This window comes from Litorisediminivivens sp. KMU-197 (assembly GCF_056858395.1).
In genome coordinates this window covers 45892-65317 of the sequence record NZ_JBXEQG010000009.1, presented here as the reverse complement: position 1 = coordinate 65317, position 19426 = coordinate 45892, and the positions used below count along the sequence as shown (strand labels likewise).

The window sequence follows — 19426 nt, the reverse complement described above, 5'->3', positions numbered from 1 at the left end:
GCGCCACCCTAGCAGTCCTCTGTATAGAAATTTCCCGTCGCCCGGGCAAAGGCTTCGTGGATGAAGGGCACCGCGATCCCCCGCCGTTCCAGCGCCGGCTGGCAGATGTGGACGATGAATTGCTGCGACGGCCGTGCCCCCGCCGGTTGGGCCCCGTCCAGCAGCGCCAGCGCCTCGCGCGTGGCCACCTCGCCCTGTTCATAGGGCGAGGCCGAGACCGACAGCATCGCGCCGTCCTCCGAGGTGGTCCAGCCCATCCCCACCGTCGGCACCCGGGCGTGCGCCTCGGTCCATTGCATCACGTCGCGGGCCGGCCGCACCAGCGGCGTCTCACCCGCCTTAACCCGGATCTGGCGGTAGTTGGTCACAAGAATGATATCCGCCTCGTCACCGGCCCGCGCGACCGCCGCCTTCCAGTCGTCGAAGGTGTCGACCTGCACTGGCGGCAGCCATGTGAAGGGCGCCCAGTCGATCGAGGTGAAATGCTGCAACTCCGCCGTGATCGACGGCGATTTGTCCCCGATGAAGATCACCTTGGGGTCGTCCACGGGCTCGTCCTGCTCTTCCAGCACCGCCAGCGCGACGTCGCGGATCACCGCCATCGGTTTGCGTTCGAGGATGCCGCTGACGTCGGTGTCCGCACCGTAATAGACCGAAGGCTCGCCGTTCATCCCGCCGAACACCACCCGTGTCCCGCTCTGCCCCGCCTGTCGCGCGGACTCGACATCCTTGCCCACCAGCGCCTGCGCGAGATCGTCGAACAGGATCAGCACGTCGGGGTCCGCCTCCGCGATCACCCGCGCGGCCAACCGCGCGGCGGTGCGCTGGAACTCCGGCTCCGGGTGGTTCTTGAGGTCCATGTAGTGATAGCGCGTGAAGACATGGCCGTGGTCTTCCAACGCCCGTGCGACACCCTCGTTGATCGCCTCGACCCAGGCGTAATCGGTGTTGTAGCTGTGGACGATCAGGATGTGTTTCGCCCGGCTCTTCTCAAGATAGACCAGCCCGAAGAACAGCGCCATGAACACCAGCATCAGGGCAATGCGCAGCCGGTTCATCAGATCAACCCCAGCCGGTGCCAGTACCACAGCGATCCATAGATCGCCCCGATCCTCAGCCCCAGCATCACCACGTTGGCCGCGATGATGCGACGGTCATCGCAGACCGCCCCCAACCCCCGCGCCGCCAGATCGCCCCGCAGCTTCAGGTAATAGGAACTCTGGTAGGGAAAGATGAAGGTGTCGGCCACCGCGAGGATGATGAACCCCACCAGCCAGACCGACACCCCCGCCGAGATCGCCAGCGGAAACAGCGCCGTCACGAACAGCACCACCGTCACACCGGTGGGCAGGGCCAGCCGGACCAGCAGGATCATCCCCGACAGCATCAGGATGAACAGCGGAAAGTCGGTCCGCATGTAATCGCCCAGCCACTCCAGATGGCTGACGATCACCGCGTCGAGCCCGGTGCTCGCGGCGATCGGCACCCAGCCGACGATGGCCCCGATATAGACCAGCACCGGCCAGTCGACCTGGTTCTTCAGCGCCTCGCGCTCGAGCGAGCCGAACAGCATCAGCGTCACGAAGATCGCCAGCGCCACCCATGGCACGTCGATGCCATGCGCCGCTTCCGTCAGGATGCCCAGCGTCATCGCCAGAACCGCAAGGATCGCCACCCACTCCATGCCCGCGATCGGCCCGAGGATGCGCCGCTGCTCCCGGATCGTCTCGCGCGGGATCGAAAAGCCCCGCGCGCCGCGAAACATCACTGCCGAGACCACGACGAACGACGCCAGCACCAGCGCGCCGAACACCAGCGTCGCGTTCAGCCACGAAAGCCAGTCGAAAGCGTATTGCGTCTGCGGGTCCAGCAGCCCGTAAACCACGAGGTTGGGCACCGAGGCGGTCAGAAACAGCGGCACGAAGATCGACGCCCCCGCCGTCAGGCTGAAGATCAGCCGGTTGGCGAACACGTCGCGCGGCCCCGCCTTCGAGATCTCGATCAGCTCCACCGCGAAGGGCGCGATGATCGTCACCCGCCCAACCACCGACGGGATGATCGGCGACAACAGCGCCCCCAGCCCGAACAGGCTGAGGCTATAGCCCGCCAGCGTGGACGGCACGCGGCCCAGAACCCACAGCGAAAACCTGTAGGTCACGCCCGAGGCCACCATCAACGCCCCGATCCCGAAGATGCTGAGGCAGATGAAGAAGCTCTCGGACCGGAACCCCGACAGCGCCTGTTCCGCCGGCGCCACGTCCAGCAGGATCACCGCCAGCGCCGCGAACAGCGGCGGCACGTATTCCGGCACCAGACCGAACAGCCACATGCAGACCGTGACCGCGATGATCGCCAGGAAATCCGTCGTCGCCTCGCTCAGCCCCAGCATCGCGCCCAGCTGGAACACCGCGAAGGGCAGGGCGATGGCCAGCAGCCACCCCAGCACCGCGAAGACGTTGGCATCCACCGGCAGCACCTTGGGCAACTGCGTCGGCGCGGCTGCGCCCGGATCGTCATAGCGCGTGGCGTAGGACCGGAAAAACCCGTCGCGCAGGGCCCGGCTGTGATCGGTCGCCTCGGCCAGCGCCGCGGCCGGGATCGCCAGCACCGCACTGTCCTCGACCGCAATCGCCGCGTCGCTGTGGTGCCCCGCGCCAAACAGCGCCTCTTCGCCGGCATAGCCCGCCGCGCAGTCCGCCCGCCGCCCGCTGCCGCATTCCAGCCGCACCCGCCCGTCGCGGATCACGTAGACCGTCTGCGCCGGGTCGCCCACCCGGTAAAGCGCCTCGCCCGCCGCTACAAGCCGCGCTTCGATATGCGGCAACAGCTTCGACAGCTGGACCTTCGAGAGCTGCCCGAGGATCGGATCCGCCAGCAGCCGGTCCGCCGACAGGGCCTCACCGGACATCGCGCGCCACCCGGTAGAGCGACCGGTCAAGCGGCCCCACATGCGTCGGGAACCGCCCCACCAGATCGACCTTGAGCGGCCCGCATGTGGCGAAGATCGCCAGATCGTCCTCCGGCAGATGCGCCTCCCAGGTATAACCCGGCGGCGGCACCTCGGCCTTCTGCGCCAGTTCGACGAACAGCACCGGGATACGCTCGGTCAGCACCTGCATCATCGCCTGCACATAGGCCAGACCCCGCGCCTGCACGATGTGATGCAACAGGCTGAAGAAGAACGCGTAGTCATACTGCCCCGGCAGCACCCGCTCGACGCTTTCCGCCGAAAGCGCCTCCTGCACGAAGTCCGCCGTGCCGTCGGTAAACCGCTGGATCTCGCGGCACACCGCCACGTTGCGCGGATCGATGTCGGTGCCGTGCCCGATCATCCCGCGATCCACGAAATAAAGCGTGTTGTAGCCCAGCGAACAGCCCGCATCCCAAAGCCTGTGGCCCCGGATATCGTCGGCCATCGCCGCCTCGACGGCCCGGCAGCGGTCCGCACAGGGCCGAAGCGGTCCGATCGCCGGCTCATAGGGGTAGTTGTAAAGCGGCTGGTACACGTTCTTGCCCTGCCGCAGCAGGTCGTCCACCCGCGCCCTGATATCCGCCTCACCGGCGGTCATCGTCCCACCGCCATGCGCGCCGCCGCGGTTTGCGGCTGGCGCACGCCCAGCAAGGTGCGTTCGGGTCCGATTTCCAGCACGATGTCGGCGATGCGCGCGTTGGGCATCACCCATTGCGTGATGCTGGGCTCCAGCGCCTCGTCCCAGAACGCCTGCATCTGGGTCTCGGAAAAGCCCGCCGCCCCGCCGCTCTGCTCGCGGATCTTCTGTTCGCGCCTGAAGCGCCAGTGCCGCAACTGGTGGGTCGGCGCGTCGAGGTAGATCAGAACATCCAACCGCCGGGCCAGCGTGTCATAGCCCGGACACCGCGTCCCCACCATCGCCCCGTCAAAGATGCAGATATCGGGCGGCGCCGCCAGCACCTCGTCCGGCAGCGGACAATCCCGGCCCAGATCAAAGCGCGGCACCGCCAGCGCGCCGTCCCTGTCCAGCGCCGCGACGAAATCGCCAAGCCGTTCGGTGTCATGCGATCCGGGCAGGGTGCGCCATCTGTGGCAACGCCGTCGCCGCTCGTTCGGCGGATAATAGAAATCGTCCAGTGACAGGCTCAGGCAGCGCCGTGACGGCTGCGCCATCAACGGCAGGCAGGCGGCCAGAATGCGTGACTGCGTGGTCTTGCCCACCCCCGGCCCGCCGCCCAGCCCGACAAGGAAACACCGCTCTGACGCAGCCGCCCGACCGGCGATAAACTCGGCCAGCGGCAGCACGATCTCGAACAGGTAAGACGCACGCGGCGCCGCGACCCCGGACCCCTCCATCACCCGGTGGTAGGCAGGCAGCAGCGCCCGGAACAGCGCCAGCCGCGCGCCGGTGCGGTCGTGGCCCGTGTGCGCCGGAAACAGCGCCCGTTGCAGCGGATCCGAAGCCAGCCGTGCCGCCAGAAGCCGCCGCGCCCCCACAGCGCCATCGGCCGCGGCCAGCACCGCCCGGTCAAGGTTGGTCTCGTTCACTGTCGGCCCTCCGGTCAACGGGTCAGGTCGGGGCTCGCGGCGTAGCACTCTTTGAATTCGTCGATGGCTTTGTGAAAAAACGCGTCTGCCTCGGTGGTGGAACAATAGCTGCGGATGATCTCGGGGTCGGAATAGAGCACATCCATGAAATGCGTGCGGTTGAACGCCTGAAAACTGTCGGAGTTGAAGGCCTGCACGAAGACCCACTCCAGAAAATGCCGCCGGTCCTCAGGCATGTCGCGCGGCACGAAAAACCCCCGGAAGCGGTAGAACACGTCGCAGCCCTGCCCGCGCAGGGCCGGAAACGACGGCGTCTCGCCCAGCTTGGCCCGCAACTCCGGCGTCTGGTCGTCCTCCGGCAGCAGGGTAAAGATCGGCGTCAGCAGGCCCTTTTCGATCAACCCCGCGATGTCGCCGGGCTGCTCGATCAGCGCATCCGACCGGCGGCCGGCGCTGCCCGTCCCGCTGAACAGCGAAAAGTAGCGCTCGGACCCGCTTTCGAACCGCTCGGGCTGAAAGGCGGGCAGGGCGGTGGCCCCGTCCGCGGGCTGCTGCGTGGCCTGCGCCACCTGCGTGCGTTCGAACCTGTCGAGCAGGAAATCCTCAAGCCCCGCGCCCACGCCCTGACCGCCGAACAATGCGATCTTCAGCGGCTCGGCCTCGGACTGCCCGGCGCGGGCGATGAACCGCGCGAGCTTGTCCTGCGGCGTGCCGTCGCCACCGGGCACGTAAAGCTGGCTGAAGGTGATCTGCGCGATGTTCAGCGGCACCAGCGGCGCCGCGCCATCGTCCGAGGTGGCCAACAGGCTGGCATAGGTATCGTTCAGTTGCAGCACGTTATAGCCGTTGGCGGGCAACTCCGCGAAGGACTCGAGCGCCACCTCGAGACTGCCGCCGAAGCGGAACAGCAGGTTGGTCTCGATCTCCAGCGGCGCGCCGTCCGGGCCGGTGACATCGCCGATCGCCTTGGCCATCTCGGCACTCAGCGGCAGCGATCCCGAGGCCGCGCTGCGCGGGATGAAGATGTTGATCGGCTGATCGGGAAACCCCGCCGGAACCGCCACCGGAGCGGTTTCGCAGGTCTGCGCCGCGGCCGCGGACGCCGCCAGCAGCCAGACGCCGGCCCAGAGCCATGATCGCGCCCGGCTGGCTGTCTGAAACGGCTGTGGTGCGGTTTTCGTCATCGGTCCCCGAACAGATGCGCAGGCCCCGTCCGTCGTGGCACGAACCCCCGGTAAAACTCCGGGACCGTCAGAGGCGCTGCCGTGTGGGCTGCGCCTCATGTTTTCGCATTAGTTGTGTGACGTCAAGTCATGTCGCCTTATTGTCACGCATGTCCCCGCGCCCAAGCAGCCGGAAAATCCCCCTTCCGCCAACGTCCTAGCAAGCCGCGCCGCGCGTCGGCCCGCGCTCCCGGCCGCCCGGTGTGACCGAGAATCCCCAGTCCCTTCGGCAATCCCGGACGTCGCCAATGAGCATTATCACGTAACGTCAATTGCAGGCTAAAGTTGCGCGAGTTATCAGGGGGATTTGCGCGTCAAGGTCGATTCGACACAGGTCCGGACCGCCAAGGCGCAGCGTGTTTCACCAAGTCATTTGCCAGGCCGTCCGGCACCCGTCGCGGATCGCCGCCCGGCGCCACCGAAGAGGACGATCCGATGCAGAGCACACGTTACCTTCCCTCCCTCGCCCTTGCGGCGGTGATTGTGGCGCCCGGCGCGGCGCTGGCCAACGGCTACCAGAACCTGCACCAAAGCGCGATGGGCCTCGGCACCGCCTATGCCGCCAACGGCACCGGCATCGACGACGTCTCGGCGATCTTCTCCAACCCGGCCTCGCTCAGCCGCTTTCCCGGCTGGAACCTGTCGGTCGGCACCACGGTGATCCTGCCCCACGACAGCTTCGAAAACCTTTCGGCCACCACCGCCGACACCGAGGTCGCGCCGGGCATCATCGTGCCCGGCACGCCCGTCACCGATGGCGACCCGCGCACGCCGACGCAATTCCTCGACACCACCGTTTCCGGCTTCGGCTACATTTCCAAGCAGTTCAGCCCGCGGCTGAGCTTCGCGCTGGCCTTCAACGCGCCTTGGGCCACCGAAAGCGACTACACCGACACCGCCGCCTCGCGCTATACCGCGACCCGGACTTCGCTGACCGCCTACAACCTCAGCCCGATGCTGTCCTATCAGGTCACCGATCAGCTCAGCCTCGGCTTGGCGCTGAACTTCCAGTACTACACCTCCGAATTCTCGACCAATATACCGACCGTGCCCGGCGGCGCCGCGCGTGCCGATGATGTCGAGGCCACGTTCACCGGCGAAAAGCTGGCCTATGGCGCCACCGTCGGCATCGAGTATCAGGCCACCGACCAATGGCGCTTCGGCGCCTCCTACCGGACCTCGATCAACCATGAATTCGACGGCGAGGTCGAACTTGACGGATCCGCCGCCGCGCTGGCCCGCCTGCCGGGCTTCGGCATCTCGCGCACCGGCTCGGCCAGTTACGAAATCGCCACCCCCTGGATGCTGCAACTCGGCGCCCACGGCCAGGTCAACGACAAGCTCGAACTCTACGGCTCCGCCACCATCACCGGCTGGAGCAAGTTCGAGGACACCATCGTCGAGGCCGACAATGGCCTGCCCACCGCCCGCGTCAGGAATGGCTGGGACGACGCGATCTATGTCGCCGTCGGCGCCGGCTATCAGGTAACCCCCAAGACCAAGGTCTTCGGCGGCATCGCTTATGACGAGACGCCCACCCCCACCGAGGTCCGCAACCCGCGCGCCCCCAACGCCGACCGCTACTACGTGGGTCTCGGGCTGTCGCACGACTTCCGGCCCGGCCGGTCGCTGAAGCTGGGCTATGCGCATACCTTCTTCGACGACGCACCGATCCGCCTCACCGCCGAAAACAACCCCGGCCGCGGCACTCTGGAGGGCGACATCAAGATCGATGCCGACATCTTCATGGTGCAATACGTCCACAGCTTCTGACCGGCGAAATTCCCGCTTTGGATGTGCCGGGCATCGGCTACACTCGGCTTGATCCCAGCCGGAACAGAGGGGCAGAGACATGGCCGACGCGCAAGCGGACTATATCAAGCAACGGCTCGATGACCAGATCGACTGGTACGACGGCAAGGCCGGCACCAACCAGAGCGCCTACAAGAAGCTGCGTCTGGTCGAGATCGTCGCCGCCGCCATGATCCCGCTGCTGGCGGGCTACGCCGACAGGTCGATCTACGTGGCCATGGCAATCGGCGCGCTGGGTCTCGTGGTGACGGTGCTGGCGGGGATCATCGGGCTCTACCGCTTCCAGGAAAACTGGAGCGAATACCGCGCCACCGCCGAAAGCCTCAAGCAAGAGAAATACCTCTTCCTCGCCCGCGCCGCGCCCTATGACGGCGATGATCCCTTCGCGCTGCTGGTGACACGGGTCGAGACCATGCTGCGCACCGAAACAACCGGCTGGACCCAGTCGATGCGCAAGGCCGTCAAGTCCGACGACGCCGCCCGTCAGGCGGGTTCCGATCCTGCCAAGACGCCGGCGCCGTCCGCCTCCGGCTAAGGCTCCAGCCGCATCGGATCGACGACGGCGATCCGCCCGGCAATGTCCTGCACCCGCTGTGCGACGTCACCGGTGCCACCGGCGCCGCCCCGTTCGCCGTCCCAGAGCAGCAGCACCGAAACCGGCGTTCCCTCCGCCGCCGCGCGCGCGGCCTCGATCATGCGGCTGTTGGCCTCTGCAAACACTGACTCGCTGTCGACGTCCGGGCCCGGTTCGTGAACCTCGGCGCGCCGCAGCACCCGCTGGAAGCGCCCGACCCATCCGCCGTCGTCCCCGCCCGGCAGGCGCACCGAGGCTTCGAGAAAGGCGTCCCGGGGCAGGGCCAGAAACACGTGCACAACCGCGCCGCGCTCAAGGCAAAGCTCCGCGAACAGCAGGTCGCCGCCGCGCGCGCCGCTGCAGATGCAGATGTCGCCCGCCCCCACGCGCCACTCCGCCAGCACCTCGGCCAGCTTGGCCCGTACCACCTGCTCCTTGTGCGGCGGAAACCGGGGCGCGTCGCGGTCGGGCGTGTCGATCATGTGACCGCTGAAGATTACAACCTGTGCCATTCCCGGATCCTCGCACGACCTCGCCCATAAAGCGAGAGACGCTTGCCGTGCTATGCGCCGCAGCCCCGGACCTGATCCGGGGCCTCCCGCGCATGTCTGACGAAGAGGTCCCGGCTCGGGGCCGGAACGCCGGATCGCGTCAAGGCTCGCCCAGTGCGCGTGAAATTCCCGGATAACCACGCATAACCCCTGATGAACTCGCCTTAGTGTTGACTTTTGCACCCTGACGCGGCTCCATTGACCCAGCACCGAAATCCGTAAGCACAATCCATTTCCAGTACCGGCCCCGCCACGGGCCCCTGCCGCCCCGAAATTCCCGCTCCGGCAGCCCGGTTCCCCTCAAGACATTCCCGCGATGCACATGAAAGGCGAACGACATGTCCAAGGATCTGCAAGACCATCTTTTCGGACCCGGCCCCAAACGCATCCTCGCGCTCGACGGCGGCGGCATCCGCGGCATCCTCACCCTTCAGATGCTGGCCAGGATCGAACAGATTCTGCGCCAGCGCTCCGGCAAGCCCGACCTCGTGCTGTCGGACTATTTCGACCTGATCGGCGGCACCTCGACCGGCGCCATCATCGCCTCGGCCCTGTCACTGGGGTGGGAGGTCAGCCGCATCGACAAGCTTTACCTCGAGTTCGGCAACGACATCTTCCAGTCCTCGATGTTCCGCAAGGGCCTCTTGCGGCCCAAGTTCTCGGCCAAGGCGGTGCGCGAGGGGCTGAAGCGGGAATACGGCGATATCTGCCTTGGCGGGCCCGAGGTCAAAACCGGCCTCGGCATCGTGCTGAAACGGCTCGACACCGGCAGCCCGTGGATCGTGCACAATAACCCCAGGGGGGTCTACTTCAACCAGATGCCCGGCAGCACCTCGACCCCCAACCGCGACTACCTGCTGCGCCAGGTGGTCCGCGCCAGCGCCGCCGCGCCCACCTATTTCGAGCCCGAGCTGATCGACGTCACCGCCGACCTGCAGGGTGCCTTCGTCGACGGCGGCGTCAGCCCGCACAACAACCCCGCGCTGCAACTGCTGATGCTGGCCACCATCAAGGCGCACGGGCTCGGCTGGCCGTTGGGCGCAGACAAGCTGCAAATCGTCTCGCTCGGCACCGGCACCAAGACCGCCGCGCTCACCCAGGACAGGATCATGAACATGACCGCGGCCGAACTGGGCGTGCGCGGGCTGTCCTCGCTGATGGACGACGCCGCGGCGCTGAACGAACAGCTCCTGCAATGGATGTCCGACAGCCCCACCGCTCGCACCATCGACAGCGAAGTCGGCGACCTCGGCCAGGATTATTTCGGCGGCGGCCCGCCGCTCCTGACCTACCTGCGCTACAACGTCGAATTCGACAGCGACTGGCTGAAAACAAACGTCGGCATCGACTACACGCAGGACCAGCTCGACGCGATCTCGCAGATGGACAAGCCCGAGAACATGGGCGACCTGACCGACATCGGCAAGGCCGCCGGCGTCCTGATCCGGGACGATCACTTCGACAAGACCTTCGACGTCTGAGAAGGGCAGGGCGATGGCAGAACCGGATCAACTCACCTGTTTCGTCGTGACCGGCTTCGGCAAGAAGACCGATCCTGCCACCGGCCGCGTGCTTAACCTCGACAAGACCTTCACCCACCTCGTCCAGCCCGCCTGCGACCGCGCCGGCATCAACTGCTTCCGCGCCATCGACGCCAACCTCACGGGCCAGATCGACAGCATCATGTACCGCTGGATCTTTCAGGCCGATCTGGTGATTGCCGACCTCTCGACCCTCAATGCCAATGTGTTCTACGAACTCGGCGTGCGCCACGCCCAACGCCCCAACACCACGGTCCTGATCGCCGAGGGGATGCTGCTGCGACACATCCCCTTCGATCTGTCGTCCTTCGTCATCCACCAGTACGAACACGGCGGCGAAGACATTACCGAGGCCGAACAGACCCGTTTCGTGCCCTTCCTCGGCGACCTGCTGACCCGGCTCTTCAGGATCGAGATGAAGCGCCGCCGCACCGCGCCCGACCTGCCGCCGGAGTCCGACAGCCCGGTCTACCGCAACCTGCACCACATGACCCCGCCGGTCTACGTATCCGAATCCTTCCTCGAACCGCCGCCCTATGTCCCCCCCGACCGGCGCATCGCGTCCGCATCCGAAGGCGAGTCGCTTGCCGACGTGCTCACCCGGGCCGAGGCCGCGATCAAGGCGAAGGAATTCGACCGCGCCAGAGACCTGCTGCAAACCCTCGTCGATACGCACCGGAAGGCGAAGGTCAAACCCGACGTCTACATCGTTCAGACACTGGCGCTGGCCACCTACAAGGCCGGCGAAAAACGTGCCGCTGACGGCAGCCTCGACCGTGACGCCGCCATCGCCGCGCTCCACGCCGCCGAGGACATCCTCGAACGCCATTGCGCCCCAAATGTGACCACCGACCCCGAGACCCTCGGCCTTGCCGGGGCGATCAACAAGCGGCTGCACGACCTCACCGGCGATCTCGCCCACCTTGAAAGGGCCATAGGCTTTTACCAGCGCGGCTTTTACATCAAGCAGGACTATTACAACGGCATCAACACCGCCTTCATGTACACCCTGCGCGCCACCCGGCTGGAAAACCGGTTTGACGCCATCGTCAGCTACGGCCACGCCAACATGATCCGCCAGCAGGTGGCCGCGATCTGCGAGGGGTTGCTAAGCGATGAGGGAGAGGCCGCCATCCGGGGCGACCGCGAATGGATCTACCTGACGCTGGCCGAGGCTTATTTCGGCATGGGTCGCAGCGCAGAAACGGACCGGCTGGAGCGCAAGATCGACGCGGAAGCCAGCGACTTCGCCAAGAGCAGCTACGCCGAGCAGAAGGCCAAGCTGGCCACCCTGATTGCCGAGTTCGAACGCGCCGCCCCGCCGGACGAGCCGTCATCGCAAGCCGCAGCGGTCCGGACCCCGCAGCCGGTGGCGGACAGCAGCGGGCGGATCACCATCCGGCCCGACATCGCCCCGGGCCGGTCCGTGCGCTCCATCGAAGTCACCTACCGCGTCGACTACGACTGACCCCGGAGACCGCCCGTAGGGTGCGTGATCTCACGCATCTTTCCCGTCGCACCAAGACCGAGCCGCGCAATCCGCGGGGAAAGGTCGGAGATTGCCCGGCGGCTTCGCCTTGACCCCGCGCAGGGCATCCAGCCTCGACCCAACGCGCCTCGCCAACCCCCGCAAAGCATCGCAGTCCCGGCCCCGAGCCGGGACCTCATGGCCGTTATGCGTCGAATTCCAGATGGAAGTGCTTCGGATGCGGCGTCGGCCCGGTGTCGATCTGCCCCGCTTTCCCCGGCGCGCGTCGCAGACCTTTTTGCGCCAGCAGGGGCGTCAGGATCGCCGGGATCACCGCCTTGTTGATCGCCGCGCCGAAACACACGTGCATCCCGTAGCCCCAGATGATGTAGGTCTCAAAGCTGCGGTCCGTCCGGAACTCGTCCGGATCCTCCACCGCCCGCCGGTCGAACATCGCCGAGGCGGTCGCCGCAAACACCATCTGCCCCTTGCGCACGTTCACCTGCCGAAGCGACGACCCCGCGATCGTGCAATCGCGCGTCGCCCGCCTGTAGATCACCGGATTGTGCGGATAGAACCGCAACGCCTCCCAGACGTAGGCCGCCACCGCAGCCTCGTCGCCCTGCGCCGCCGCCCGATGCGCCCCGGCCAGCGCATCCGGCCGGTTCAGCAACTCGTCCATCGCGTAGCAACAGGCCTTCGAGATCGTCGGAATAGCCCCGATCAGCAGCCCGAGGATATTGTTGCGGATGCCCAGATCCGACATTCCCGGCGTCCCCGCCGCCTGCAACGCCAGACAACGGTTCAGGATATCCTCGTCCCCGGTCGGATTGGCCTTCCGCTCGGCAATCGCCGCATCCAGATAATCCCGCAGCCCGGCCGCGTGGTCCATCGCCTTCGCATCCAGTGCCGGGTCCGCCGGCAGATCCTCGAACAGGTACCAGAACAGCGTCGAGGTCCAGTCCTTCATCGTCGCCGCATCCGGCCCGCCGACACCGAAATAGGTGTCGGTCATGTCCCAAGGCACCTGCAACGACAGGTCTTGCGGCAGGTCGATCCGCCTGCCCGACGCCGCGACAATCTCGGCCGCCTTCGCCTGCGCCCGCGGCAGCACGGTCCCGGCCACGTCCGACATCCGCGCCGCCAGCCGCATGGCGGCGGTGTCGCGGGTGTAGTCCCACCCCGGCTGCATCCCCAGAAAGAAGTTCTCGCCATCGGTCAGCTTGCGCATCCGGCTACCGTAGACGACCTCGAAATCCTCGTTCCGGTTCAGCACGTCATAGCAATCGTCGCTGCGCGTCACGATCACCGTGCCGGTGTTGTCATAGCTCTTCACCAGCTGCCGTTTCAGCGACAGGTTGGGCGCGAAGGCCCTGAGTACCGAAAACACCTTGCGCTGCCCGCCCGGCGTCTTCAGCGCCGCGCCGATGTTCCGTTTGAAGCCGCCGTCGGCCTTGCGCGCCTCCATCGCCACGCCGGCCAGTTGGCCCAGCCCGCGAAAGCCCTCGCCCCAGACCGACAGCCGCGCCATCGACGCGCTGCCCACATTCCGCAAAGCCTGGACCATCGCCTAACCCTTTCCTGACCGAAAGTTCATGTCGCGTCGACGATGCCCATCGCCATCATCCGCAGGCCCGTCATTGACGGGATCCAAAAGTAATCCCCGCCCCGGCACTCCACGAAGGTCTTGAGCTTCGACATCACGAAGGGGGCCTTTCCGGACTTCGGATCGGCGACGATGGTGAACCGCTTGTGCCGATCGTGGTTGCCCAGCATCGGGCAGGTGTCGTTGCCCTGATGGAAATCGAGGCCATACTGAATCCACTGCTGCTGCACGAATTCGAACTGCCGCGACAGGCTGGCGCACATGATGATCATGGTCACCCCCTGCTCGGTCTCGTCGGTCTTCTCCTCGCCGCAGCGGGGCCCGTAGGGCAGCCCCCGGCGCAGGATGCGCCGCCGCTTGTTCAGCGCCGAGGTGGCGTTCTCGTTCTTGTACTGCGTCCCGGTCTCGGGATCGTCGCCCAACTGGTTCAGTGGATCGAGGTAATCGCGGGTGTTCATCCGCCGCAGGTGCGACCCCACCGGGCATTTGTAACCCGCCATGTCGTCGGCATAGACGAAATCCGAGGCCGCCGGCGAACGTAGGTAATCCACTTGGTTCATCAGCGCCTTCACCGGGTCCGGGTCGCGAAAACCCATCTTCTCGCCGAAGGATATCCATTCCTCGTAGGTCGGCACCACCGCGATCGGCACCCCGTCCGACCAGCGCCCGCAGATCTTGGCGTGCAGCGTCTCGCGCGCTTCCTCGTAGGACACGCCCTGATGCTTGGCATAGGTCTCGGCCTCCGCGCGCATCACCTCTTCGAATGAGCCCACGTTCTCGTGCAGCTTCCGGTAGGCCATGAACGACGAATTCCGCGTGAACTCGGGCGGCGCGGCGGCAGGCGGCAGCTCCTGGCTTTCGTCGGGCTGGCCGAGGATGAACTCGCCGGCCTCCAGCGGCTCCCACCCGGCCTCGGGGCTCATCCGCTTGCCGCGTCCGATCACGGCCTGTCTCTCGACGTCGGGCGGGTACTGCCCCTTGTAGACCGGATCGCCCACGCCGTCGGAAAACCCGAAATGCTCCTTCGGCGTCGGCAGCCTGACACCATCGTGTTCCTCGAAGATCGCCGAGGACGCCTGGTATTCCTGATCGCCGTTCTGCCCGTTGGTGGTCAGGATCCGCACCCCTTGGTCCAGCTCGCCGCAAAGATCGCGCAGCCATTGCGTCTGTTCTTCCAGCGCGTCCGCAGGCTCATCGCGGCCCAGCTCCTTCAACTGCGCATTCATCGAGATCCAGATGTGCACGTTGTCGCTGTCGTCGCCGTCGCCCACCCGGTTGCCCTGCCAGATCGGATCCCAGTGACTGTCCCAGCCCACCGATTCCGCCTCGGTCTTGGTCACGTCGCGGTCGCCCAGGATGAAGGCGCGGTTCTTCATGCCCGAAATGAAATCCTCGGGCATCCCGCGCAGGGTCCGCTCGGGGATCTGCAACTTCAGCAGGCCGAGGAAGGTGAAGCCGATGTTCAGCGTCACGTCGGGCTTGCCGTCCTTGGGCCAGACCGCGCCGGTGGTGACCTTGCGGCGCACGGCGTCGATGAACTGCCGCCCCTTGCCGGGATCGACGATGTTGAGGAAGAAGTACCGCGCGAAGGGAAAGGAATAGCGCCCGTAGGCCCGGATCACGTTGCCTTGGATGTCGTCGAGGTTCAGCCTGCGTGTCATGTCCACTTGATCAATCCTGTGTCGAAAGCCCGCCGTCGCAGTGATGCGCGATCACCCCGGGGTTCTGCGTCGGAGACCACTTGTTCTCCGGCTGGTGCGCCTTGAGGAAGTCGCCAAAGCCCGCGTGCAGCGTCTGTTCGTCCGCGCCCTGGTGGTCGATGGCGAACTCGGCAAAGGTCTGCTGGATATACAGCGCCTTCAGCACCGAGGGCAGGTCGTCGTACTCCCCCGGCGCCAGCGGCTTGGCCCCGTTGCCGATCGCGTAGCGCACGCTCAGCACGGCGGCCACCACAGCGACGATCAGCCCGATCACGAAGATCGCCAGCGTGCTCATCCCCCAAAGGTCGATCATGCCGAAGATCCGCAGGATCAGCGCCAGCAGGGCGATCGCCGCCGGCACCAGAACCGCCGCCAGAAGGCGCTTGACCGGCAGCGAATTGAACGCGGGCAGTTTCAGGTAATAGTCGTGGAACGGCATCGTCGTCTCGACGTGGCACCGGTCGAGGTAGTCGGCGAAGCCATCGGCCGAAGTGACGTTCTCGAAGCCATAGCAGTTTTCATAGACCGCCTTCAGCTCCTCGCCCATGGTCTCCCACAGGGTGCGGGTATAGTATTTGCGCACCTCGCGCTGCTCGGCCTCGCTCAGCGTGTCGGGCAGGGGGTCGCCGTCGCGGGTCACCGCGTCGATATCGGCGCAGAAGGCAAGGTAGGCGCAGTTCAGCTTGTCGATTTCCTGCGGGTTCACCGGGTTGATGCCGCGCGCGGTCGAAACGATCGGGTTCTGCGGATTGCGCCCGTTATAAATCACGTCCGAAATCACGAACATCCGCGCCAGATGATTGCGCCTGTTGCGTGCAAAGGGGCTGTTTATCCCGGTGTTCTGCGTCGCTGGCGATTGCAGCGCCGTGGGCATCACCGCCAGCGCGGTGCGCACCTTCTGCTCGCACGACATCGTCGGGTCGCCGGGCGCCTTGCCGTTGCGGATCGGCGCCAGCGTGGTCAGGAACAGGTGGCCGGTATCAAGATCGGGCATGTCTCACTCCCTCACGCGGATGCGCGTTCGCTGTCGAAGGCGTCCTGGGCGCGCTTGACATAGGCCCCCCGGTTGATGTCCGCGCGTTCCGTATCGAGGCTGGCCACCGGCCCGACCCCCGGCTCTCCAAAAGCGAACTGCACCTTGTACATCGCCTCGCGATAGGTCTTGGCGAACTGCGCGGGCGTCTGCGACTTGTGCGCCTCGGCCAGCTTCAGGATGGTGTCATAGACCGTCAGGCTGGCCTTGATGTCGCGCTGCGCCGATCCCGGCGTGGCGTTGTAGTAGTAATCGGTGTTGATCTGGTTGTAGGTGATGTAATTCTTGAACGTCGTCACAGGGATCGACTGCGGATACTTCGTCGCCGAATACCAGAACAGGTTCAGCCCCTTCGGAATCCCGTCCGAAAACGCGTCGATATACTGGTCCCACGTGCCGTTGAAGTTCGAGCAGAACAGCATGTAATCGTTCTTGATCGTCTGCTTGCCCTGCCCAAGGTCCGGCCAGTCCTTCGGGCGGATGATGACCCAGCGCGCGAAGTGAATGATCGACAGCCCCAGCAGGCCCTTCAGGTTCTCGGGCAATCCCCGCGACGCCATGAACAGTAGCCGGTTGATCCAGGTGATCTTCGGATTGCTCGGCGTGACGACATTCATCGCATAGGCCTTGCCGCCTATATTCGACATGAAACACTTCCTTCTCTCAACGCATTTGCACGAAAAAAGCGAAATCTGAAAAATTGAAGCCGCTCTTACGTTGTATTTCAGCGACTTTCACCCGTCAACGCTGAAGGTGCCCACAGGGCAGCTTCCCCTTGGTTGCGCTGGCGGTTCATGGGTTTCGGTCGTCCCGGCAAAACGTCCGAGGTGCTGACCCATCGGCGGAACATCCCCCCACTCCCACCTGTTGTCTCTGTGAAAAATCTGGCCCGCAGAAATCTGGAGGACGACCGAGATGGACACCAGTGACCTCGACACGCTCGACACCGCGCAACGCCAGCCGGGTCTTGAACACAAGATGAACCCCGAGCCCGAGTACATGCCGCGCTACCCCGGCTCCGACCGCCTGAAGGGCAAGACCGCGATCATCTCCGGCGGCGACAGCGGGATCGGCCGGGCTGTCGCGATCCTGTTCGCCCGCGAAGGTGCCAACGTCACCATCGCCTATCTCGATGAGCACGAGGACGCCAAGCTGACCCGCGACAAGGTCGAAGCCGAGGGAGGCAAGGCGTTGCTCATGGCCGGCGACATCGGCCACAAGGCGTTCTGCGCCGAGATCGTCGAAAAGACCCGTTCTGAATTCGGCGGTCTCGACGTGGTGATCTGCAATGCCGCCGAACAGCACGCCCGCAAGGATGTCACCGAGATCTCCGAAGAGCAGCTGTTCCGCACCTTCCGCACCAACCTCGGCGGTCAGTTCTTTCTGATCCAGGAATCCCTTCCGCATCTCGGCGAAGGCGCCTCGATCATCTGCACCACCTCCGTCACCGCCTACCGCGGGCAGGACCTGCTGATCGACTACGCCTCGTCCAAGGGCGCGATCCTGTCGATGGTGCGCGCGTTGTCGGGCAAGCTCGCGGGCAAGGGCATCCGCGTCAACGGCGTCGCCCCCGGGCCGATCTGGACGCCGCTGATCCCCGCCTCCTTCCCGCCCGACAAGGTCGAGGATTTCGGCAAGTCCTCCCCCCTCGGCCGCCCCGGCCAGCCCAACGAAGTCGCCCCCGCCTACCTGTTCCTCGCCTCGCAGGACGGTTCCTATTTCACCGGCCAGGTGCTGCACCCCAACGGCGGCGACCTCATCGGAGGCTGACCCAACGGCAGGGCGCAACCCGCTTGCGCCCTCCACAAAACATCCGTACACCATCCACATGGATGGAGAAACAGCATGAACAACGTCAGGTCGATCCGGGAGAAGTCGCCCGAGAACGAAAAGATCACCATAAATCTGGGTTTCGTGGATTTGGGACGGATCGACCTGCTGGTACAGGAGGGATTTTATTCCAACCGCAGCGATTTCATCCGCACCGCCATTCGCAAGCAACTGGACGTGCACACCACCACCGTGTCGAACGCCATCGAGCGTCACACCATGGAGCTGGGACTGCGCGACTATTCGGTTGCCGACCTGGAGGAGGTCGCGGCGCGAAATGAAATCCTGCACATCAAGGTTGTCGGCCTCGCCCGCATCGCCGCCGATGTCACGCCTGAACTTGCCCGCGCCACGATCGGATCGATCACGGTGCTGGGTACGTTGCAGGCCAGCAAGGCCGTGAAACTGGCGCTTGGCGACCGCATCGCCTGACCACGACAAACGACTTCAAGGAATATCCGACATGAAACACGACAAAGGCTCGGCCATGCGCCGGGCGACCGAGCTTGTGCGCTCGGGCGACCTCGGGGCCGCGACCCGGTTGATCCGCTCCTCGCTTACCGGCGACGATACCCAGCCGGTCCCGGTGCGCCGCAACGGTCTTGGCCGCACGCTGGCCGAACTGGCCGAGCGCCGCGCAAGGCCCGGACCGCAGACCTTCACCGAACCGCCGCTCGCCGACGGCGCGCAATTCGGCGAACACAGCTACGCCTGCGCTGCCGGAAGCCGCGATTATCGCCTCTACATCCCGCAATTGGGCGGAGCCGCGCCCAACGGCCTGATCCTGATGCTGCACGGCTGCACTCAGAACCCCGCCGATTTTGCCGCCGGCACCGGCATGAACCGGCTGGCCGACGACCACGGGCTGATCCTTGTCTACCCGGCGCAGCCGCGCAGCGCCAACATGAACCTCTGCTGGAACTGGTTCGCCCCCGGCGATCAGACCCGCGACGCCGGAGAGCCCGCCATCCTCGCCGGTCTCACCCGTGAAATTCGCGATCGCATGGGCGTGCGCCATGACCGTGTCTTCGTGGCCGGTCTCTCCGCCGGGGCCGCCATGGCCGTGATCCTCGGCCGCACCCATCCCGACCTCTTTTCGGCCATCGGCGCCCATTCCGGCTTGCCCTACAAGGCCGCCAGTGACGTGGGATCGGCCTTCGCCGCCATGGGCGGGCGCCTCGGACGGGACGCGGCGACCAGCGCCGACACGCCGCTGCCCACCATCATCTTCCACGGCGAAGGCGACACCACCGTCGACCCCGCCAACAGTGCGCAGATCGCCGCGGCAGGACCGTCCGGGGCCGAGATCCTCGACGCCGGATCGCAGGGCGGACGCAGCTTCGCCCGCCGCACGGTGCAGGACGACGACGGCGTCGCGACGCTGGAATACTGGCGCATCGACGGGCTCGGCCACGCGTGGTCCGGCGGTGACAGCGCCGGATCCTACACCGATCCGCAAGGCCCGGACGCCAGCGCCGAAATGGTCCGGTTTTTTCTCGATCTGCCGGGGACCGGCAAAGCGGGGTAACAACCGCAACGCCGCGCCGCGTCATGTCGAAGCCACGCCTT

The 19426-nt window shown here is 65.8% G+C and carries 17 protein-coding genes; 7 read left to right on the top strand and 10 right to left on the bottom strand.

Annotation, left to right across the window (positions count from 1 at the left end; genetic code table 11):
* Positions 1 to 8: 8 nt before the first annotated feature.
* Genes AC04PT_RS16520 through AC04PT_RS16500 form a run of 5 tightly spaced genes read right to left on the bottom strand, consistent with a single transcriptional unit; the run spans position 9 to position 5703 of the window.
* Positions 9 to 1058 carry an ABC transporter substrate-binding protein gene (locus AC04PT_RS16520; RefSeq protein ID WP_482874832.1) on the bottom strand — a complete coding sequence of 350 codons (1050 nt, stop codon included), beginning with the start codon at positions 1056 to 1058 and terminating at the stop codon, positions 9 to 11.
* Positions 1058 to 2908: an SLC13 family permease gene (locus tag AC04PT_RS16515; RefSeq protein WP_482874831.1), complete on the bottom strand. Its 1851-nt coding sequence runs from the start codon at positions 2906 to 2908 to the stop codon at positions 1058 to 1060. Before AC04PT_RS16515 ends, AC04PT_RS16520 begins: the two co-directional genes overlap by 1 nt.
* Positions 2898 to 3569, bottom strand: coding sequence for a class I SAM-dependent methyltransferase (locus tag AC04PT_RS16510; RefSeq protein WP_482874830.1), 672 nt, complete (start codon positions 3567 to 3569; stop codon positions 2898 to 2900). Before AC04PT_RS16510 ends, AC04PT_RS16515 begins: the two co-directional genes overlap by 11 nt.
* Complete coding sequence (locus AC04PT_RS16505; protein ID WP_482874829.1) at positions 3566 to 4519, bottom strand: hypothetical protein; 954 nt, start codon at positions 4517 to 4519, stop codon at positions 3566 to 3568. Before AC04PT_RS16505 ends, AC04PT_RS16510 begins: the two co-directional genes overlap by 4 nt.
* Positions 4520 to 4533: 14 nt before the next feature.
* Positions 4534 to 5703, bottom strand: coding sequence for a type 2 periplasmic-binding domain-containing protein (locus tag AC04PT_RS16500; protein WP_482874828.1), 1170 nt, complete (start codon positions 5701 to 5703; stop codon positions 4534 to 4536).
* A gap of 474 nt (positions 5704 to 6177) precedes the next feature.
* Between AC04PT_RS16500 and AC04PT_RS16495 the strand changes: the two genes are divergently transcribed.
* Positions 6178 to 7515, top strand: coding sequence for an OmpP1/FadL family transporter (locus tag AC04PT_RS16495; RefSeq protein ID WP_482874827.1), 1338 nt, complete (start codon positions 6178 to 6180; stop codon positions 7513 to 7515).
* Positions 7516 to 7594: 79 nt separating this feature from the next.
* Positions 7595 to 8089: a DUF4231 domain-containing protein gene (locus AC04PT_RS16490; protein WP_482874826.1), complete on the top strand. Its 495-nt coding sequence runs from the start codon at positions 7595 to 7597 to the stop codon at positions 8087 to 8089.
* On the opposite strand, the gene AC04PT_RS16485 is transcribed toward AC04PT_RS16490, so the two are convergent.
* Positions 8086 to 8640, bottom strand: a complete 555-nt coding sequence (locus AC04PT_RS16485) for a hypothetical protein (protein ID WP_482874825.1) — start codon at positions 8638 to 8640, stop codon at positions 8086 to 8088. The two genes, AC04PT_RS16490 and AC04PT_RS16485, sit on opposite strands and share 4 nt — an antisense overlap.
* 377 nt (positions 8641 to 9017) lie before the next feature.
* On the opposite strand from AC04PT_RS16485, the gene AC04PT_RS16480 reads away from it, so the two are divergent.
* Both AC04PT_RS16480 and AC04PT_RS16475 read left to right on the top strand, forming a co-directional pair.
* Positions 9018 to 10160: a patatin-like phospholipase family protein gene (locus AC04PT_RS16480; RefSeq protein ID WP_482874824.1), complete on the top strand. Its 1143-nt coding sequence runs from the start codon at positions 9018 to 9020 to the stop codon at positions 10158 to 10160.
* Between the two features lie 13 nt (positions 10161 to 10173).
* Positions 10174 to 11688 carry a tetratricopeptide repeat-containing protein gene (locus AC04PT_RS16475; protein WP_482874823.1) on the top strand — a complete coding sequence of 505 codons (1515 nt, stop codon included), beginning with the start codon at positions 10174 to 10176 and terminating at the stop codon, positions 11686 to 11688.
* Between the two features lie 205 nt (positions 11689 to 11893).
* Here AC04PT_RS16475 and AC04PT_RS16470 read toward each other — a convergent pair whose 3' ends face one another.
* From AC04PT_RS16470 to AC04PT_RS16455, 4 genes are read right to left on the bottom strand one after another with little or no spacing between them, the layout of a single operon-like run.
* Positions 11894 to 13255, bottom strand: coding sequence for a cytochrome P450 (locus AC04PT_RS16470; RefSeq protein ID WP_482874822.1), 1362 nt, complete (start codon positions 13253 to 13255; stop codon positions 11894 to 11896).
* Positions 13256 to 13281: 26 nt separating this feature from the next.
* Positions 13282 to 14955 (bottom strand): Dyp-type peroxidase, encoded by a 1674-nt coding sequence (locus AC04PT_RS16465; RefSeq protein WP_482874821.1) that lies wholly within the window; start codon positions 14953 to 14955, stop codon positions 13282 to 13284.
* Between the two features lie 10 nt (positions 14956 to 14965).
* The gene (locus tag AC04PT_RS16460; RefSeq protein WP_482874820.1) at positions 14966 to 15988 is read right to left on the bottom strand and encodes a hypothetical protein; all 1023 of its coding nucleotides are present in this window, start codon (positions 15986 to 15988) and stop codon (positions 14966 to 14968) included.
* 11 nt (positions 15989 to 15999) lie between these two features.
* Positions 16000 to 16674, bottom strand: a complete 675-nt coding sequence (locus AC04PT_RS16455) for a hypothetical protein (RefSeq protein WP_482874819.1) — start codon at positions 16672 to 16674, stop codon at positions 16000 to 16002.
* A gap of 268 nt (positions 16675 to 16942) precedes the next feature.
* Here AC04PT_RS16455 and AC04PT_RS16450 point away from each other — a divergent pair, with 268 nt between their 5' ends.
* From AC04PT_RS16450 to AC04PT_RS16440, 3 genes are all read left to right on the top strand, one after another.
* The gene (locus AC04PT_RS16450) at positions 16943 to 17797 is read left to right on the top strand and encodes an SDR family oxidoreductase (protein WP_482874818.1); all 855 of its coding nucleotides are present in this window, start codon (positions 16943 to 16945) and stop codon (positions 17795 to 17797) included.
* 75 nt (positions 17798 to 17872) lie between these two features.
* The gene (locus AC04PT_RS16445; RefSeq protein WP_482874817.1) at positions 17873 to 18289 is read left to right on the top strand and encodes a CopG family transcriptional regulator; all 417 of its coding nucleotides are present in this window, start codon (positions 17873 to 17875) and stop codon (positions 18287 to 18289) included.
* A 31-nt stretch (positions 18290 to 18320) separates the two neighbouring features.
* Positions 18321 to 19385 carry an extracellular catalytic domain type 1 short-chain-length polyhydroxyalkanoate depolymerase gene (locus tag AC04PT_RS16440; protein ID WP_482874816.1) on the top strand — a complete coding sequence of 355 codons (1065 nt, stop codon included), beginning with the start codon at positions 18321 to 18323 and terminating at the stop codon, positions 19383 to 19385.
* The last annotated feature ends 41 nt before the right edge of the window (positions 19386 to 19426 follow it).

What these genes read in the sequence shown, in the direction of transcription:
- AC04PT_RS16510 (WP_482874830.1), bottom strand. Translation starts at nt 3,569, where the DNA reads ATGACCGCCGGTGAGGCGGATATCAGGGCGCGGGTGGACGACCTGCTG.
- AC04PT_RS16490 (WP_482874826.1), top strand. Translation starts at nt 7,595, where the DNA reads ATGGCCGACGCGCAAGCGGACTATATCAAGCAACGGCTCGATGACCAG.
- AC04PT_RS16500 (WP_482874828.1), bottom strand. Translation starts at nt 5,703, where the DNA reads ATGACGAAAACCGCACCACAGCCGTTTCAGACAGCCAGCCGGGCGCGA.
- AC04PT_RS16480 (WP_482874824.1), top strand. Translation starts at nt 9,018, where the DNA reads ATGTCCAAGGATCTGCAAGACCATCTTTTCGGACCCGGCCCCAAACGC.
- AC04PT_RS16485 (WP_482874825.1), bottom strand. Translation starts at nt 8,640, where the DNA reads ATGGCACAGGTTGTAATCTTCAGCGGTCACATGATCGACACGCCCGAC.
- AC04PT_RS16520 (WP_482874832.1), bottom strand. Translation starts at nt 1,058, where the DNA reads ATGAACCGGCTGCGCATTGCCCTGATGCTGGTGTTCATGGCGCTGTTC.
- AC04PT_RS16450 (WP_482874818.1), top strand. Translation starts at nt 16,943, where the DNA reads ATGGACACCAGTGACCTCGACACGCTCGACACCGCGCAACGCCAGCCG.
- AC04PT_RS16495 (WP_482874827.1), top strand. Translation starts at nt 6,178, where the DNA reads ATGCAGAGCACACGTTACCTTCCCTCCCTCGCCCTTGCGGCGGTGATT.
- AC04PT_RS16445 (WP_482874817.1), top strand. Translation starts at nt 17,873, where the DNA reads ATGAACAACGTCAGGTCGATCCGGGAGAAGTCGCCCGAGAACGAAAAG.
- AC04PT_RS16470 (WP_482874822.1), bottom strand. Translation starts at nt 13,255, where the DNA reads ATGGTCCAGGCTTTGCGGAATGTGGGCAGCGCGTCGATGGCGCGGCTG.
- AC04PT_RS16460 (WP_482874820.1), bottom strand. Translation starts at nt 15,988, where the DNA reads ATGCCCGATCTTGATACCGGCCACCTGTTCCTGACCACGCTGGCGCCG.
- AC04PT_RS16455 (WP_482874819.1), bottom strand. Translation starts at nt 16,674, where the DNA reads ATGTCGAATATAGGCGGCAAGGCCTATGCGATGAATGTCGTCACGCCG.
- AC04PT_RS16440 (WP_482874816.1), top strand. Translation starts at nt 18,321, where the DNA reads ATGAAACACGACAAAGGCTCGGCCATGCGCCGGGCGACCGAGCTTGTG.
- AC04PT_RS16465 (WP_482874821.1), bottom strand. Translation starts at nt 14,955, where the DNA reads ATGACACGCAGGCTGAACCTCGACGACATCCAAGGCAACGTGATCCGG.
- AC04PT_RS16475 (WP_482874823.1), top strand. Translation starts at nt 10,174, where the DNA reads ATGGCAGAACCGGATCAACTCACCTGTTTCGTCGTGACCGGCTTCGGC.
- AC04PT_RS16515 (WP_482874831.1), bottom strand. Translation starts at nt 2,908, where the DNA reads ATGTCCGGTGAGGCCCTGTCGGCGGACCGGCTGCTGGCGGATCCGATC.